This window comes from Pseudomonas sp. R3-57 (assembly GCF_051132065.1).
In the GTDB taxonomy this organism is placed as follows: domain Bacteria; phylum Pseudomonadota; class Gammaproteobacteria; order Pseudomonadales; family Pseudomonadaceae; genus Aquipseudomonas.
In genome coordinates, this window is record NZ_CP071655.1 from 983,605 (window position 1) to 1,000,393 (window position 16,789).

Consider the following 16,789-nt stretch of genomic DNA (forward strand, 5'->3'; position numbering starts at 1 on the left):
ATGCATGGAGCGTGTCTATGAAAAAACAACAAGGTTTTACCCTGATCGAATTGCTGATCGTGGTGGCGATCATCGGCATTCTGGCGACCATTGCCTTGCCGCAGTATTCGAAATATCAGGCGCGGTCGAAGGTGACGGCGGGGCTGGCGGAGATCAGTGCGATGAAGGTGCCATTTGAGGACGTCATTAACCAAGGAACCGATCCATCACTGACTAACGTCGCGGGCAGTGCGACGGTCACCACTTCCAATTGCTCGGTATCCGCCTCCGGCACAGCTTCTTCTGGCGCAGGGTCGATTGTCTGCACGATCAAAAATGCTCCGGGTCCGGTTCTCGATAAAACCATTACGCTGACGCGGTCTTCCGGGACGGGCGCAGGAGTCTGGACGTGTGCTACCACCGTTGCCCCCGACTATTCGCCAAAAGGCTGCACTGCCAGCGGTACGTAAGCTGCTGCGGCAGAACCTGATGCCCCGCCTTTGCGGGGCATTTTTCATGGCGCTGCGCTTGAAAAAAGCTTCAACAATTTCAGCAGCTTATGAACTTTCCAAAAAACCGCAACTTGCATGCGAAATACGCCCGAGTCATGCAAATTGCATGAAAATGAAAATTTGTAATTTCGTTAACGTATTGTTTTGTAAGGGTTTTATCGAATCAAAAAAGTTGGCACAGCGTTCGCAACTACCTTGGTAACCCTGCTGAAGACATATCCCAGCAGACTTTCCAGAAAAACAGGAGTTACTCGTATGAAGAAGTTCGCTATCACTGCCGCTGCTACCGCTCTGACCCTGACCATGGCTGGCGGCGCTTTCGCCCAGACCACTCAGGCTACCCAGTCGCCAATGGTTCTGGCTGCCGGTGAAGTTACCGAGATGAAGCAGGACACTTCCGATACCTGGATCACCACCAAGGTCAAAGCTGATCTGGTCACCGAAAAAGGCATTCCAGGCACCGATATCAAGGTAGAAACCAACAAAGGTGTGGTATCCCTGTCGTCGACCACCCCAGTGACTGAATCGCAAAAAGACGTAGCCGTATCGATCGCCAAAAAAATCAAAGGCGTTAAAGCGGTCTCCGCTGACGGCCTGAAAGCCGAGTAAGGCAAGGCTTCTCGCCTGGACCGGGAGAAGACGCGACAGACGGGCCGAGCCATACGTCTGCCGCACCTTTAGAGTTCATGCGAACGGTCACACGGAGGTGACCATTACAGGCCCCGGCACTTGTGTCGGGGCCTGTTCTATTTCAGGGGCGACCCGATCAAAGGTAGGAGTGAGCCTGCTCGCGATAGCGTTCTGTCAGTTGATCAATCGTTGACTGACAATCAGCTATCGCGAGCAGGCTCACTCTTACAGGAGATGGGGTTGGATCAGGGGCCGCGCTTGCTGTTGATCTGCCGCAAGCGGTTGCCCTCGAAGCGCAGGTATTGATACATGCCGTTGCTCGGGCCGTAAGTCCATTCCTCGACCTGAAACTCCTCGCGGCGGTTGGCGCTGCGCTTGTAGCCGAGCACATCACGACTGACCGGCTCACCGCACTTCTGCAGGACTTCGCTGCTGCGATCGCCAAGGCTGATCAACTGGCTGCCGCAACGCAGCGTATCGGACGCGGCGGCATGGCTGGCGGCGAATACCAGCGCGGCGGCGGCCAGCCATTTGCAATTCATCACTCTGCATCCAGGTGCATTTGCGTCACCACCCGGCCATCGCTTTCGGCCTCGCCGAGACTGGCGTCGATGAAATACACGCGGTCGTCCTCAAGCTTGCCCTTGTCGACCAGATAATCCTTGATGGTGCTGGCGCGGTCCTGGCCCAACTGACGCAGCAACACATCGCTGCCACTCCAGAACTTGATCACGCCTTCGCGCATTTTTGCTGTGCGTTCTTCCTTGCCCAGATCCTTCCATTCGGCCGGTGGCTGGGTTTTCAAACGGGTGCGATAGATGCCCTCCAGCAACGGGGCTTTTTCGCCGTCGGGTACTTGCAGGAGCGAGGCCTGCGCCGGGACTTTATCGCCACGGCGCTGGAGCATCTTGTAGTAGTTGTACTGATATTCACGTTCCAGTCGCTGCTCGGCGAGTAGCGGGCCATCGCTGCTTTTTGCGGCGGTGCCTTCGATCTCCAGACGCAAGGCCGGACGTTCCTTGAGCGCCTGAGACAGTTTCACCAGCGCGGCTTCAGCGTCCTTGCTCAGATCGCTGGAGCCCGGTGCGAAGGACACGGTGCCCAGGTCCTCGGAGCCACCACCACTGACCAGCCCGCCAATCATCTTGAACGGCGCCGCGGCGGCTTTGACGATCAGGTTGCGCAGGGTCTGCCAGACAATCGGCATGACACTGAACTGCGGGTTGTTCAAGTCACCGGTCACCGGCAGTTCGATGGAGATCTTGCCGTCGACGTCCTTGAGCAGGGCAATTGCCAGTTTCAGCGGCAGGCTCACGGCATCCGGGCTGTCGACCTTTTCACCGAGCTGCAATTGCTCGACCACCACTTTGTTCTCGGCTTTGAGCTGGCCCTTGGTGATCAGGTAATGCAGGTCGAGATTGAGCCGGCCCTTGCGAATTCGATAACCGGCGAACTTGCCGGAGTAGGGCGTCAGTGTGGTCAGCTCGACGCGCTTGAAACTGGTGGCGATGTCGAGGCTGGCCATCGGGTCAAACGGATTGACCGCGCCTTTGATGGTGACCGGCGCGTAACGGTCGACTTTGCCTTTGATATCGACGCTGGCCGGTTTCGCCTGACGGCTGTCGATGGTGCCGATCTGACCGTTGAGTTGCTGCACGGCGGTGGCGAAGTTCGGCGTCAGGCTGAAGTCGGCGAAGTTGGCCGAGCCATCGTTGATCGCGATGCCGCCGATGTGAATGCCCAAAGGTTTTTCATTGCTGGCAGGTTTGGCGCCTGCGCTTTTTGCGCCGCTATCGGCCGGTTGCGGGATCAGCAGGTCGTCGATGTTGGTGCTGCGGTCATCGTTGATCATGAACCGCGCATAGGGCTGGAACAGGTTGACCTTGTCGATCGACAGGCTGTCACCGTGCTGGTAATTCAGGCCTTCGACGACCACTTGCTGCCACTTGAGGAAGTCGCGGGTTTTCAGGGTGTCGAGGGTGTGCAGCTGATCGATCTGCGCGCGCCCGGTCACGTTGAGAGCCAGCGGTTCGGTACTCTTGAGATTGATCTTCAGATCGCTGCCGAGCATGCCGCTGCGCAGTTCCAGGCGAATGAACGGATTGATGTACGACTGGGCGACGCGCAGGTCGATGTCCTGAGTCTTGACGTTGAGTTGCGCGTTGACCGGGGCGAGGTTGAGCGTGCCGTCGGCGAAAATCCTGCCTTGCTTGCCGACGCCGCTGTCGAGCTTGAGCTTGAAGGGCGAACCATTGAGGCTGTCGAAATCCTGCAGATCGACGTTCAGCGGCGTCAGGTCCAGCGTCACCGGCGGTTGCGCCGAGCGATCGGCGAGGTGCACGGTGTAGTTGCGCAACTGCACATCTTTGAGCAGCACTTGCCACGGTTTGCTCGGCGCGGCCGGCTCAGGTTTCGGTGAATCGGCAGCGGCCGGTGTACTGGCCGGTTCGGCAGCGGCTTTAGCCGCCGGTTTCGACGGTTGGCTGGCAAACAGTTTCTGCCAGTCCAGTTGCTTGTCGGCTTCGAGGGCGGCCCAGGTTTCCAGTTTCTGGCTGCGGATCTTGCCGACCACGACTTGCTGTTTGGCGAGGTCGACGCTGGTTTCGCTGACATCGAGGCGTTCAAGCCTGGCCAGTGGGCGGCCGTCCGGGGCCTTGATGGCGAATGGCGCGATGCTCACCGCGACGTTGTTAAGCAGCAGTTCGGTTTGTTTCGACAGGTTGAGTTTGTAGTCGGTGCTGAGGCTGACGACGCCGTTTTCGAGAACCAGCGGCACCGCATCGCGTACATAAGGCCAGAAAGCTTTCATCTGGCCGTCGGTGACTTTCAAAGTGCCTTCGGAAGTGAACGGAATCAGGCTGAAGTTACCGCTCCAGTCGATTCGCCCACCGGCCGGGCCGATGGCGACCAGGGTCATGTCGGCACTGTCTTCGGGCAGGGTGCTGAGGTTTTTCAGCTCGAAACTGAGGTCGTCGTAGAGAAATTCGATCGGCTCGCTCGGGCGCACATCCTCAAAATGCACCACGCCACTGGCCAGTTTGATGCTGTCGATTCGCAGCGGAAACGGCTTGGCGTCGGGGTCGGCGGGTGTCGGTTCGCTCGCCGGCACATTGAACAGGCCGAGCAGATTGAGCTTGCCGTCCTTGGCGAAGAGGATCTCGGTCTTTGGCTTGTCCAGTTCGATGCTCGACAGATGCAGGGCCTTGCTCCACAGGCTGTCGATCTGCAGGTCGGCGTACAGACGTTCGAAGCCGACCTGCTCCTTGCCCGGCTCGCCGATGACCAGCCCCCACAGTGTGAGTTCAAGGCTGAACGGGTTGAGCTCGATACGCTGGATATGCGCAGGTACGGTCGCGTAATTGGCGAGTTGCTGATTGGCTATCCGCAGCGCAATGCCCGGCAAAATCAGAAACCCCAGCAAGCTGTAGAGCGCCATAGCGGTTAGCAAGGCGCCAATCGCGCGAATCAATCCTTTGTGCATGTGCGGCTTCATCTGTCTGAATCGGAGTGCCTTGGAGTATGGCACGCGAATCTGGTTCCGAAGCGCTTGATGTGGGGCAGGATTGTTCAGAAATTTCTGTAGGAGAAAATCTCTATTGTAGGAGTGAGCCTGCTCGCGATAGCGGTGTGTCAGTATCAGTATGGCTGACTGAAACACCGCTATCGCGAGCAGGCTCACTCCTACAGGGGAGGGGGCTTATCTAGAGGAATGTATTAGAGCTGCAGAATCAGCGTCTTCAACGGCGGTTGCTGATCCATCGAGGGGAAATCGGCGCCAGGGGTCATCACGCTCCATTCGCGCACCGGCCTACCGGACTTCTCGGCGCAGCGCAAAACCTGTTCACGCCAGTCGTCCATGCTGACCTTCGCCAGGTTGTTGCAGCAGATCAGCACGCCGTTGTCGGCGGTGGTCAGCAGGGCGGGTTTGAGCAGGCTTTGATAGTCGCGCAGCAGGTCGACGGTGCCGAACGCGCTTTTCGCCCAGGCCGGTGGGTCGAGCAGCACCAGATCGTATTGACGTTGTTCGAGACGCTGATAGCTCGGCAGTTTCTGCCCGCGCCGCTGGCTGATCGGCAGCCCAGCGAGTTGGCGAATCGCCGGAAAGTAATCGGACTGGATGAATTGCATTTCAGGCAGATGCGGGTTGAGCAGGCCGTTTTCGCGACCGACCGCCAGATTGCCTTCGGCGAAATCCAGATTGCACACCTCGCGCGCACCACCGGCCGCAGCGCTCAGCCCCACGCCGCAGGTGTAGGCGAACAGATTAAGCACCGATTTGCCCTTGGCGTGCTCCTTGACCCAGCCGCGGGTGTTGCGCAGATCGAGAAACAGCAGCGGATCCTGCCCGGCATGGCGCCCGCGCACGCGGTAGTTGAGGCCCCATTCGTGACCGACCAGATCTGCCAGCGCGGCTTCGTCGGCTTTATAGACGTGGTCTTCGCGATCGATGCGCGAGTTGCCCCGGGAACGGTCGTTGTAGACCAGCAGGGATTCAAAACCCAGGGTCTGGTTGACCATGGTGTGCAGTTGCAGCAGGTCGTCGCGCTCCAGCGTCTGGTGGAAACTCTGCACCAGCAGTTGCGGGCCGTAGCGGTCGATGGTCAGGCCGCCGGCGCCTTCCTGGCTGCCATGGAACAAGCGATAGCAATCGGTGCCCTGGCTGTGCAGCGCAGCGAGCAGGTCCTGGCGTTGATCGAGGGCGGCGCGCAGCGCCTGATTCAAGGAAGACATGCGGGCGCCTTGCTGAAAAAACGCGGAGTCTATCAGTTGGGAGCTTCAAGCGGCGAGCTGCAAGCTACAAGTCAATGCGGACCGCTTCAGCTTGCAGCTTGCAGCTCGAAACTTGCAGCTTTTATTGGTTGAGCCGTTTATCGACCAACGTCTGCACCACACTCGGGTCTGCCAATGTCGAGGTGTCACCCAGGCTGTCGAGCTCATTGCAGGCAATCTTGCGCAGGATCCGCCGCATGATTTTGCCCGAACGGGTTTTCGGCAGGGCTGGCGCCCACTGGATCAGGTCCGGTTTGGCGAAGCTGCCGATTTCCTTGCTGACGTGCGCCAGCAGGTCCTTTTTCAACTCGTCGTTCGCTTCGGTGCTGTCCATGGGGGTGACAAAGGCGTAGATGCCCTGGCCTTTGACGTCGTGCGGGTAACCGACCACTGCCGCTTCGGCGATGCTGTCGTGCAGCACCAGTGCGCTTTCGATTTCAGCGGTGCCGATGCGATGCCCGGAAACGTTGATCACGTCGTCAATGCGCCCGGTAATCCAGTAATCGCCATCCTCATCGCGGCGAGCGCCGTCGCCGCTGAAGTAGTAGCCGGGATAGGGTTTGAAGTAAGTGTCGACCATGCGTTGCGGGTCGCCGTAGACGCTGCGGATCTGCGCTGGCCAACTGGATTTGATCGCCAGCACGCCGCTGCCGGCGCCGGCGATTTCCTTGCCGTGTTCATCGAGCAATACCGGCTGCACGCCGAACATCGGCTGCGTGGCGCAACCCGGTTTGATCCGCTGGGCGCTGACCAGCGGGCTGAGCATGATGCCGCCGGTTTCGGTCTGCCACCAGGTGTCGACGATAGGGCAACGTTGTTCGCCGACCACGTTGAAATACCATTCCCACGCTTCCGGGTTGATTGGCTCACCGACGCTGCCGAGTAATCTGAGGCTCTGCCGCGAAGTTTCCTTCAGCGGCCCGGCACCTTCGCGCATCAACGCGCGCAGTGCGGTCGGCGCGGTGTAGAAAATGTTGACGTTGTGTTTATCGATGACCTGCCAGAATCGCGAACTGCTCGGGTAACTTGGCACGCCTTCGAACATCAGCGTGGTTGCGCCGTTGGCCAGCGGGCCGTAGACAATGTAACTGTGGCCGGTGACCCAGCCGACGTCGGCGGTACACCAGAACACTTCGCCGTCACGGTAGTCGAGTACGTATTTGAAGGTCATCGCCGCTTGCAGCAGGTAGCCGCCGGTGGTGTGCAGCACGCCCTTGGGTTTGCCGGTACTGCCGGAGGTGTAGAGGATGAACAGCGGGTCTTCGGCGTCCATCGGTTCTGGAGGGCAATCGTCGCTGACTTCGCGCACGGCCTGGTGATACCAGACGTCACGGCCCTCGGCCCAGTCGACCTTGCCCTGGGTGCGCTCGACCACCACCACGGTGCTGACGTCGGGGCAATTTTGCAGGGCTTTATCGACATTGTGTTTCAACGGCACGAACTTGCCGCCGCGCACGCCTTCGTCGGCGGTGATCACCGTGCGGCAATCAGCATCGAGAATACGGTCACGCAATGAGTCGGGGGAGAAACCGCCAAACACCACCGAATGGATGGCACCGATCCGCGCGCAAGCGAGCATGGCGTAGGCAGCTTCCGGGATCATCGGCATGTAGATGCACACCCGGTCGCCTTTTTTCACCCCACGGCTTTTCAGCACATTGGCCAGTCGGCAAACGTGGTGATGAAGTTTTTTGTAAGTGATCTGCGCCGATTCTGCAGGGTCGTCGCCTTCCCAGAGCAGCGCGGTCTGTTCACCGCGTTTTGCGAGGTGGCGGTCGATGCAGTTGTAGCTGACGTTGAGTTTGCCGCCGGCAAACCAGGCGGCTTCACCGGTTTGCAGATCGCAGCGCTGCACGGCTTGCCACGGCGTGCTCCAGTCGAGGAAGCGTGTGGCCTGTTCGGCCCAGAAGGTGTCGGGGTGTTCAATGGATTCGCGGTACAGACGCCGATAATCGTCCTGACTCAACTGAGCAGCCCGGCGCACGGCATCGGCTTTGGGGAACGTACTGATATCGAACATGACGGTTCCTTATTCTTGTGGTGCGACAAGGATAAAGATGCGCCGAGAGACGCAAGGGTTCAAGCCGGATCAGGAAACTGATGGCTGGACCTGACTTTGAAGGCGCCCCAAAACAACTGTAGGAGTGAGCCTGCTCGCGATAGCGATGAATCATTCAACATCAATGCTGACTGATACACCGCTATCGCGATCAGGCTCACTCCTACAAGGGATCACTGTGCCCACAGGATTTGGGTTGAGCCAAACCTTGTGGGCCAGGCCATCAAATCAACCGCGGTGACGCCCGCGGAAATAGTTGATCAGGCCTTGAGTCGAGGCATCGTCAGCAACGGTTTCGTCGCTGCCGACCAGGCGGTTGTAGACGCCTTTGCCCAGTTCCTTGCCCAGCTCCACGCCCCACTGATCGAAGGCGTTGATACCCCAGACCACGCTTTGCACGAACACCTTGTGTTCATACATCGCCACCAGTGCGCCGAGACGACGCGGGCTGATGCGCTCAACCACCAGGGTGTTGCTAGGACGGTTGCCCGGAATCACCTTGTGCGGCGCGAGTTTGCGCACGTCTTCTTCGCTCATGCCTTTGTCGCGCAGCTCGGCTTCGGCTTCCGGCTGGGTCTTGCCGAGCATCAGCGCCTGGCTCTGCGACAGGCAGTTGGCGTACAGCCACTGGTGGTGATCGGCGACCGGGTTGAAGCTGACGATCGGCACAATGAAGTCGGCCGGAATCAACTGGGTGCCCTGGTGCAGCAACTGGTGGTAGGCGTGCTGACCGTTGCAGCCGACGCCGCCCCAGATCACCGGACCGGTATCGGTCGACACCGAGGTGCCGTCCTGGCGCACGCTCTTGCCGTTGGATTCCATGTCCAGCTGTTGCAAGTGCTTGGTAATGTTGCGCAGGTAATGGTCGTACGGCAGGATCGCGTGGCTTTGCGCGCCCCAGAAGTTGCCATACCACACGCCGAGCAGGGCCAGCAGCACCGGCATGTTCTGTTCGAACGGCGCGGTCTGGAAATGCTGGTCCATGGTGTAGGCACCGGACAGCAGTTCCTTGAAGTTGGACATGCCGATGGCCAAGGCGATTGGCAGACCGATCGCCGACCACAGCGAGTAACGGCCGCCGACCCAGTCCCACATCGGGAAGATGTTTTCTTCGCGGATACCGAACGCAACGGCAGCAGCGTTGTTGCTCGAAACGGCAATGAAGTGACGATACAGCTCGGCTTCCGAACCGCCCTGCGCCAGGTACCAGGCACGCGCGGCCTGGGCGTTCTTCAGGGTTTCGAGGGTGTTGAAGGATTTCGACGAAACAATGAACAGCGTGGTCTCGGCACGCAGTTTTTGCGTCAGCTCGTGGAACTCACTGCCGTCGATGTTCGCCAGATAGTGGCAGCGCACGCCTTTCTGCGCGTACGACAGCAGCGCTTCAGAAACCAGCTCCGGACCGAGGAACGAGCCACCGATGCCGATGTTGACCACGTCGGTGATCGGCTTTTCGGTGTAACCGCGCCACAGACCGTCGTGGATGCGGCCGACCAGATCGGTGATCTGGTTGAGCACCTTGTGGACGTCCGGCATCACGTTGACGCCATTGACCGACAGCTTGTCGCCGACCGGACGGCGCAAAGCGGTATGCAGCGCCGGGCGGCCTTCGGAGGCGTTGACGATCTCGCCGTCGAACAGCGCTTTGATCGCGCCCTTGAGGTCGACTTCATTGGCCAGACCCACCAGCAAATTGCGGGTCTCGGCGTTGATCAAATTCTTCGAATAATCGAGAAACAGTCCGCAGCTGCTGAGAGTGAACTGATTGAAGCGCTGCGGATCGGCGTTGAAGGCTTCGCGCATGCTGAAATCCTGCATGGCTTGGCGGTGATCTTTCAACGCTTGCCAGGCAGGCAGAGCGGTAACGTCATGAGGAGTGCGGTAGTACGCCATCGCTGCGGTTTTCCTTTTTACTTGAACGGCCTTTTGAACACTGAACAGACCCGGCACGCCGCTGTTAAGGCGCGGGATCGACTGCATCGACACGATTTGCGGACGCAGGGCGAATACAGTAAACCTCGCGCTGCGATCTGTCTTGACTTTGTCTGACCAGATCCCTGTACTTTTTTAACATCCGAACAGGGATTTGGCCGACAAACGGAGGGGGAGCGGGCGCTGCGGCGGTTCAGGCGAGCTGAACGGGGATGGCATTGCTGGTGTGGCTCAGCTCGTTGCCGGGCGCCATGTAGAGCATGCGCGGCTTGAAGTTGACCAGCTCGGCTTCGCTGTAATGGGCGTAAGCGCAGATGATCACACGATGACCGACGCTGGCCTTGTGCGCCGCAGCACCGTTGACCGAGATCATCCGCGAACCTTCTTCGCCACGAATCGCGTAGGTGGTGAAACGCTCGCCGTTGTCGACGTTGTAAATCTGGATCTGCTCGTATTCACGAATGCCGGACAGGTCCAGCCATTCGCCATCGATGGCGCACGAACCTTCGTAATCGAGCACCGCATGGGTGACTTCGGCGCGGTGCAGTTTGGCCTTGAGCATGATCGCGTGCATTGGGGTTTTCCCGGTTTGGAATCGAACGGCGGGCAGTGTGCCCGAAGGCTATGAGAGCGGCAATCCAGCTGGAATGAGATCTTCATTTACACTCAAAACCATTGTGGGAGCGAGCCTGCTCGCGAAGGCGTTGTGTCAGTCAACCCATGTGCTGAATGACACTCCGCTTTCGCGAGCAGGCTCCCCACAGGGGGATTGCGGTGAGGCTTAAACGGCGCTATCCAGATTCAAATGCAGGTTATCGATCAACCGCGTGGTGCCCAGAAACGCCGCCACCAGAATCACCAGATCGCGATCCTCAGCCGTTGCCGGACGCAGGGTCAAACCGTGGCGGATCTCCAGATAATCCGGGCGCAGGCCGGCCGCTTCAAGCGCTTGCAACTGCGCACTGATCAGCGCCGGGAAATCCCGTTCACCTTGCTTGATCGATTCGGCAATGTTGCTCAGCGAGCGATACACCGCCGGTGCCACCGCACGTTGTTCCTCGCTGAGGAAGCCGTTGCGCGAGGACAGCGCCAGGCCATCGGCGGCGCGTACGGTCGGCTCGCCGATGATCTGGATCGGCATGTTCAGGTCATGCACCAGCGCGCGGATCACCGCCAGTTGCTGATAATCCTTCTGGCCGAAAATCGCCAGGTCCGGCTGGACCATGTTGAACAGTTTGCTGACAACGGTCGCCACGCCTTCGAAGTGCCCGGGACGGCTGGCGCCACACAGGCCTTCGGACAATTGCGGGACGCTGACGCGGGTCTGCCCGGCCATGCCGTCGGGGTACATTTCCTCGACGGTCGGGGCGAACAGCAGCGAGCAGCCAGCCGCGAGCAGTTTTTCCTGATCGGCTGCCAGCGTGCGCGGGTATTTGTCGAGGTCTTCGCCGGCGCCGAATTGCAGCGGGTTGACGAAAATGCTCGCGACGACGAAATCCACTCGTTGCGTGGCTTTGGTCACCAGCGCGACGTGACCGCTGTGCAGGTTGCCCATGGTCGGCACGAAGCCGATGCGCTTGCCTTCGCTGCGCGCGCGGGCGACGGCGGCGCGCAGTTCGCGTACGGTTTTGACGGTGTTCATGCGGAGAATCCGTGTTCGATGCCAGGGAACGTGGTGGCTTTGACTTCGCTGACGTAAGCCTTCAGCGCCGACTGGATGCTGTCCTGGCCGTGCATGAAGTTCTTGACGAATTTCGGCACGCGCCCGGTGATCGACAGGCCGAGCATGTCGTGCAGTACCAGAACCTGGCCGTCGGTAGCGTTACCGGCGCCGATACCAATCACCGGAATCTTCACCGCCTGGCTGATCTCTGCGGCCAATTCGCTGGGCACGCATTCAAGCAGCAGCATCGCTGCACCGGCCTGTTCCAGCGAGATCGCATCGGCGCGCATCTGCCGCGCCTGGTTCTCGTTGCGACCCTGCACTTTATAGCCACCGAGAATGTTCACCGCTTGCGGGGTCAGCCCCATGTGCGCGCAGACCGGCACACCGCGTTCGGCGAGCAGGCGGATCGACTCGGCCAGCCACAACGCGCCTTCGACCTTGACCATGTGCGCACCGGCCTGCATCAGCGTGGCGCTGTTGCTCAGGGTCTGTTCGAGGGTGGCGTTGGCCATGAAAGGCAGATCGGCGAGGATCAGCGCGTCGCTGTTGCCGCGTTTGACGCAGGCGGTGTGATAGGCCATTTCTGCGGTGGTCACCGGCAAAGTACTGTCGTGACCTTGCAAGACCATGCCGAGGGAGTCGCCCACCAGCAGCACTTCGACACCGGCCTGGTTGCAGGCGTGGGCGAAGGTCGCGTCATAGCAGGTCAGCATGGTGATCTTTTCACCTTTCTGCTTGAGGCTCTGGAGCGTGGTCAGGGTAATGGCTGGCATGTAAAAAATCCTCGTTCAGGCGCTCTGGAAACTACAGCGAGTAACGCGCGTGATTCGTCATCTACTCAGGCGCACGCTCTTTTGTCGTGCTTATAAGGCCTGGATTGCGCCCGTATGTGCCGGGTTGGCGGCAGCGGGACGCCTATAGTCGTGAGGAGCCAAGCGGAAGTCAATTGCGTGTGTTACCGCATTGTTACGCGCGCGGTGTTACCGGCGTTACTGATGCGATTCAGCGGCGCGGCGGGGCTGATTCGAGGCTTTTTTGTCGGACAATAATCGTGAATATGATGCGATCAGCTATAGGAGTGAGCCTGCTCGCGATAGCGGTGGGTCAATCAACATTTCTCTGACTGACCCACCGCTATCGCGAGCAGGCTCACTCCTACAATCTGGATTTTTATCAGCCTTGGGAGATGCGTTCCAGGCCGACGAACGGGCACGCCGCCAGCAGGTCGACAAGACTGCGGCCATCGGCCAGGCGCAGATCCTGCGGCGCCAGTTCAGCCAGGGGATACAACACAAACGCACGCTCCTGCATCTGATAATGCGGAACCTTCAATCGTGGCTCGTTGATCAGGCGATCGCCAAACAAAAGGATATCCAGATCCAGCGTGCGCGGGCCCCAGCGTTCCAGACGTTCGCGGCCCTGATCGTTTTCGATCGCCTGCAATGCGTCGAGCAGCGTCAACGGCGCGAGGTCGGTGTCGAGCGCGGCGACCGCGTTGGTGTAACGCGGTTGGCCCGGCAGCAGCGAGTCGCTTTGATAGAAGGCAGAAACGCCGATAAAACGGGTTCGCGGCAATCGCCCCAGCGCGGCGATGGCGCTGCGCAACTGTTCGGCCGGGTCAGCCAGATTGCTGCCCATGCCGATGTAGATGCGTTCCATGCCTTTACTCGCCTGTAGCGCTCGGTGCGCCGGCGCGTTTGCGCTTGGCGCCGCTGCTGCGACGACGCTTGCGTGGTGCGCCGCTGGCGTCGTCACCCTTGCCGCCGAGGTCGCGGATCATGTCGCGACGTTCGCTGTCGTTGGCGTCCTGATAGTCGGTCCACCATTCGCCAAGACCGTCGGTTTCCTCACCAGCGCTTTCACGCAGCAGCAGGAAATCGTAACCGGCACGGAAACGCGGGTTGTCCAGTAGCAGGTCGGCACGCTTGCCGCTGCGCCGTGGCAGGCGCTCCTGCATGTCCCAGATCTCACGGATCGGCATGGTGAAGCGTTTCGGAATCGCGATGCGCTGGCACTGCTCGGCGATCAGCTCATGGGCGGCTTCCTGCATTGCCGGGATCGGCGGCATGCCACGTTCCTGCAAGCGCAACACGCGCGCCGGCAGGGCCGGCCAGAGCAGGGCGGCAAACAGGAACGCCGGGGTCACCGGTTTGTTCTGCTTGATGCGCAGGTCGGTGTTGGTCAGGGCTTCGCTGATCAGCGTGTGGGTGTATTCCGGGTTGTATTCCAGCGCCTCGGCACTGGCCGGGAACAGCGGGGCGAACAGTTGCAGATCGACGAGCATTTCGAAGGTGATCGCGCCGTGGCCCGAGAGGAACAGCTTGAGCACTTCTTCGAACAGCCGCGCCGAAGGAATCTCGCGCAGCATCGGCGCCAGTTCGCGGATCGGCTGCACCGTGTGCTTTTCGATGCCGAAGTTGAGCTTGGCGGCGAAGCGCACGGCCCGCAGCATACGCACCGGGTCTTCCTGGTAACGCTGCTTCGGGTCACCGATCAGCCGGATCAGGTGATTGCGGATGTCGTGTACGCCGTTGGCGTAGTCGAGGATGCGCTCGCTGACCGGATCGTAGTACAGGGCGTTGATGGTGAAGTCGCGGCGTTGCGCGTCTTCTTCCAGGGTGCCGTAAACGTTGTCACGCAGAATCCGCCCGCTCTCGTTGCGCGAAGACTGGTTGCTGTCTTCGTCGTCTTCGTTGACCGGGTGATTGGCGCGGAAGGTCGCGACTTCAATGATTTCGCGACCGAAATGGATGTGCACCAGCTTGAAACGCCGGCCGATGATCCGCGCATTGCGAAATTCGGCACGCACTTGCTCGGGCGTGGCGCTGGTGGCGACGTCGAAATCCTTGGGCGTGATGCCCAGCAGCATGTCGCGCACGCAACCGCCGACCAGATACGCCTGGTAACCGGCACCTTGCAGGCGTTCGACGATATTCACCGCATAGCGGCTGAATTGCGTTTTCTGCAGCGAATGTTGACCGCTGTTGAGCACTTCAGGGGTGCTGCGGATGTGTTGCGTACGACGCACGGGAGTTCGGAATGACTGGAACAGCTTCTTCAGCATGGGATGCACTGTTTGAAGGAATGTTCGGCCATACCAAAGAATGACCGCATGATGGGCGCAGATTCTAGCATTTAGTCGAGGGATGGTGTAGGACACCGCAGATATGAGCTGTAAGCCGCAAGCTGCAAGGGTCGAGCGAGGCAAAGCAGGGGGATTTCATCGGGGGGAGAAACTACAAGGGGAGCCGAAGCTCCCCAAGAAGTAGTTGCGTGCTCTTTTTATTATTGATTCGGGCTTCTTGTTTTTGTTGAGTGCCCTCGCCACGAAGTGTTTCCTTCGTGACCCTCCCAATCGGGAGCCAAGAGCAAACGGATTGCTTTGGTCGCTGAATTGCAGTGATCTGTCGATCCAACCAGTACAGGCTCTGTCTTAGGACAGTTTTTGTTGTTCTCGGCCTGGTCGTGGGGCAAGCCCCAAATACAACGCCTCTCCAAAAGAATCAGTTAGCTGCGCCTCTCGCCGTCTTGTTTTTATTGTGCGTGAGTCGATTCGTCTTATTTTTATTGTCTTGTGCATTGCTTGTTATTGTTCTTGTACCAAACATATAGCAGGGTGCGTGCCAACTTTTTCGAACCCCAGCAAAACAAGGGGTTAGGTCGTTATAACCGTTTTGCAGGGGCGAAAAAAAGCCGGGGTTTCGTTACCGATAACCCCGGCTTCTGTTACGTGAATCGACGGCGGTAACAGTTTTTTCACAATCTCATGCGTTACCCGCGCAGGCGACAGGTAACGTTCAGCTCTCGCTCGCTACCCCGGTCTTGCGCCGTGGAATGCCCAGGCGCTGACGGCGTTCCCACAGGCATTTGCGACTCACGCCCAGTTTGCGCGCCAGTTCGGTCTCGGTCATGTGGTCCTGATGCTCGAGGACGAAGTGCTGGAAGTAGTCTTCCAGTGACAGGTCTTCAGTCGGCTCATGACTGTTGTTGCTGGTGTTACCTGCCGTTTGTGGCGGCAGGCCGATGAACTCGTCGTCGTCCAGATCACTCAGCTCGATGTCGATACCCAGCAGGTCGGCGGAGATTTCCGCGCTCTCGCTCAGAATCACTGCACGCTCGACTGCGTTTTCCAGCTCACGCACGTTACCCGGCCAGGAATAATGCCGGATGGCCTGTTCGGCATCGGCGGCAAACTTCAGGTCGGTACGGTTGATGCGCGCGCTCTGGCGGGCAAGGAAAGCATTGGCGATTTCGTTGACGTCGGCGCCACGCTCACGCAGGGCCGGTAACTTCAGGGCGATCACGTGCAGACGGTAATAAAGATCTTCACGGAACTGACCGATTTTCGCCAGGCTCTTGAGGTCGCGATGGGTCGCGGCAATCAGGCGCACGTCGACTTTCTGCGACTGCACCGAGCCGACCCGGCGAATTTCGCCTTCCTGCAATACCCGCAGCAGGCGAGCCTGGGCTTCCAGCGGCAGTTCGCCGATCTCGTCGAGGAACAGCGTGCCGCCGTCCGCCGCTTCGACCAGACCGGCACGCCCGGCGCTGGCGCCGGTGAACGCGCCTTTCTCGTGGCCGAACAGTTCGGACTCGATCAGGCTTTCCGGAATGGCCGCGCAGTTCACCGAGATCATCGGCGCCTTGGCGCGCTTTGACAGGTTGTGCAGGGCGCGGGCGACCAGTTCCTTGCCGGTACCGGACTCGCCCTGGATCAGCACATTGGAATCGGTCGGCGCGACTTTGCGGATCTTGCTGTACAGATCCTGCATCGGCGGGCACGAACCGATGATGCCGATTTCACCGTTGCTGTTATCCACAGAGGCTTTGCCGTTGCCAGTGGCAGGCTTGCTCGAGGCGGTTTCAGCGGCAGCCGGTGCCGACTGACGATCGCGCAGGATGCGCGCCACGGCTTGGAGCATTTCATCGTGGTCGAAAGGCTTGGCGATGTAATCGACCGCGCCCATCTTCATCGAGTCGACCGCCGAGCGCAGGCTGGCGTAGCTGGTCATGATCAGCACCGGCGTGCCCTGGCCGAGCTTGATCAGCTCGGTACCCGGCGCACCGGGCAGGCGCAGATCGCTGACGATCAGATCGAACGTAGGAATGGTGAAGCGTTCTTGTGCTTCCTGCACTGAACCGGCTTCGCTGACCTGGTACTGGTTGCGTTCCAGCAGGCGGCGCAAGGCGGAGCGGATAATTGTTTCGTCTTCGACGATCAAAATGTGCGGCATTGATTCG

13 protein-coding genes are annotated in these 16,789 nt (G+C 59.6%); 2 read left to right on the plus strand and 11 right to left on the minus strand.

The window, feature by feature from the left end; all coding sequences use genetic code 11:
* Positions 1-17 precede the first annotated feature (17 nt).
* Positions 18-449 carry a pilin gene (locus J3P93_RS04595; RefSeq protein ID WP_122607925.1) on the plus strand — a complete coding sequence of 144 codons (432 nt, stop codon included), beginning with the start codon at positions 18-20 and terminating at the stop codon, positions 447-449.
* Positions 450-746: 297 nt separating this feature from the next.
* A complete protein-coding gene (locus J3P93_RS04600) occupies positions 747-1,100 on the plus strand; it encodes a BON domain-containing protein (RefSeq protein WP_203419527.1) in 354 nt (117 codons plus the stop codon).
* Between the two features lie 266 nt (positions 1,101-1,366).
* On the opposite strand, the gene J3P93_RS04605 is transcribed toward J3P93_RS04600, so the two are convergent.
* From J3P93_RS04605 to J3P93_RS04655, 11 genes are all read right to left on the minus strand, one after another.
* Complete coding sequence (locus J3P93_RS04605; protein WP_434595473.1) at positions 1,367-1,663, minus strand: DUF2845 domain-containing protein; 297 nt, start codon at positions 1,661-1,663, stop codon at positions 1,367-1,369.
* The gene (locus J3P93_RS04610; RefSeq protein ID WP_434595475.1) at positions 1,663-4,614 is read right to left on the minus strand and encodes a DUF748 domain-containing protein; all 2,952 of its coding nucleotides are present in this window, start codon (positions 4,612-4,614) and stop codon (positions 1,663-1,665) included. Before J3P93_RS04610 ends, J3P93_RS04605 begins: the two co-directional genes overlap by 1 nt.
* A 221-nt stretch (positions 4,615-4,835) precedes the next feature.
* Complete coding sequence (locus J3P93_RS04615; protein WP_434595477.1) at positions 4,836-5,852, minus strand: class I SAM-dependent rRNA methyltransferase; 1,017 nt, start codon at positions 5,850-5,852, stop codon at positions 4,836-4,838.
* Between the two features lie 121 nt (positions 5,853-5,973).
* Positions 5,974-7,911 carry an acetate--CoA ligase gene (gene acs, locus J3P93_RS04620; RefSeq protein WP_434595479.1) on the minus strand — a complete coding sequence of 646 codons (1,938 nt, stop codon included), beginning with the start codon at positions 7,909-7,911 and terminating at the stop codon, positions 5,974-5,976.
* 267 nt (positions 7,912-8,178) lie between these two features.
* On the minus strand, positions 8,179-9,843 hold the full coding sequence (gene pgi, locus J3P93_RS04625) for a glucose-6-phosphate isomerase (RefSeq protein WP_434595481.1): 1,665 nt from the start codon (positions 9,841-9,843) through the stop codon (positions 8,179-8,181).
* A gap of 232 nt (positions 9,844-10,075) precedes the next feature.
* A complete protein-coding gene (gene panD, locus J3P93_RS04630) occupies positions 10,076-10,456 on the minus strand; it encodes an aspartate 1-decarboxylase (protein WP_093098254.1) in 381 nt (126 codons plus the stop codon).
* A gap of 207 nt (positions 10,457-10,663) precedes the next feature.
* Complete coding sequence (gene panC, locus J3P93_RS04635; protein ID WP_434595484.1) at positions 10,664-11,524, minus strand: pantoate--beta-alanine ligase; 861 nt, start codon at positions 11,522-11,524, stop codon at positions 10,664-10,666.
* Positions 11,521-12,321, minus strand: a complete 801-nt coding sequence (gene panB / locus J3P93_RS04640; RefSeq protein WP_090286350.1) for a 3-methyl-2-oxobutanoate hydroxymethyltransferase — start codon at positions 12,319-12,321, stop codon at positions 11,521-11,523. The genes panC and panB overlap by 4 nt, the downstream gene beginning before the upstream one ends.
* Positions 12,322-12,721: 400 nt before the next feature.
* Positions 12,722-13,207, minus strand: coding sequence for a 2-amino-4-hydroxy-6-hydroxymethyldihydropteridine diphosphokinase (gene folK / locus J3P93_RS04645; RefSeq protein ID WP_434595486.1), 486 nt, complete (start codon positions 13,205-13,207; stop codon positions 12,722-12,724).
* A gap of 4 nt (positions 13,208-13,211) precedes the next feature.
* On the minus strand, positions 13,212-14,612 hold the full coding sequence (locus tag J3P93_RS04650) for a polynucleotide adenylyltransferase PcnB (RefSeq protein ID WP_434595488.1): 1,401 nt from the start codon (positions 14,610-14,612) through the stop codon (positions 13,212-13,214).
* Between the two features lie 733 nt (positions 14,613-15,345).
* The gene (locus J3P93_RS04655; protein ID WP_206415693.1) at positions 15,346-16,782 is read right to left on the minus strand and encodes a sigma-54-dependent transcriptional regulator; all 1,437 of its coding nucleotides are present in this window, start codon (positions 16,780-16,782) and stop codon (positions 15,346-15,348) included.
* Positions 16,783-16,789: the final 7 nt, after the last annotated feature.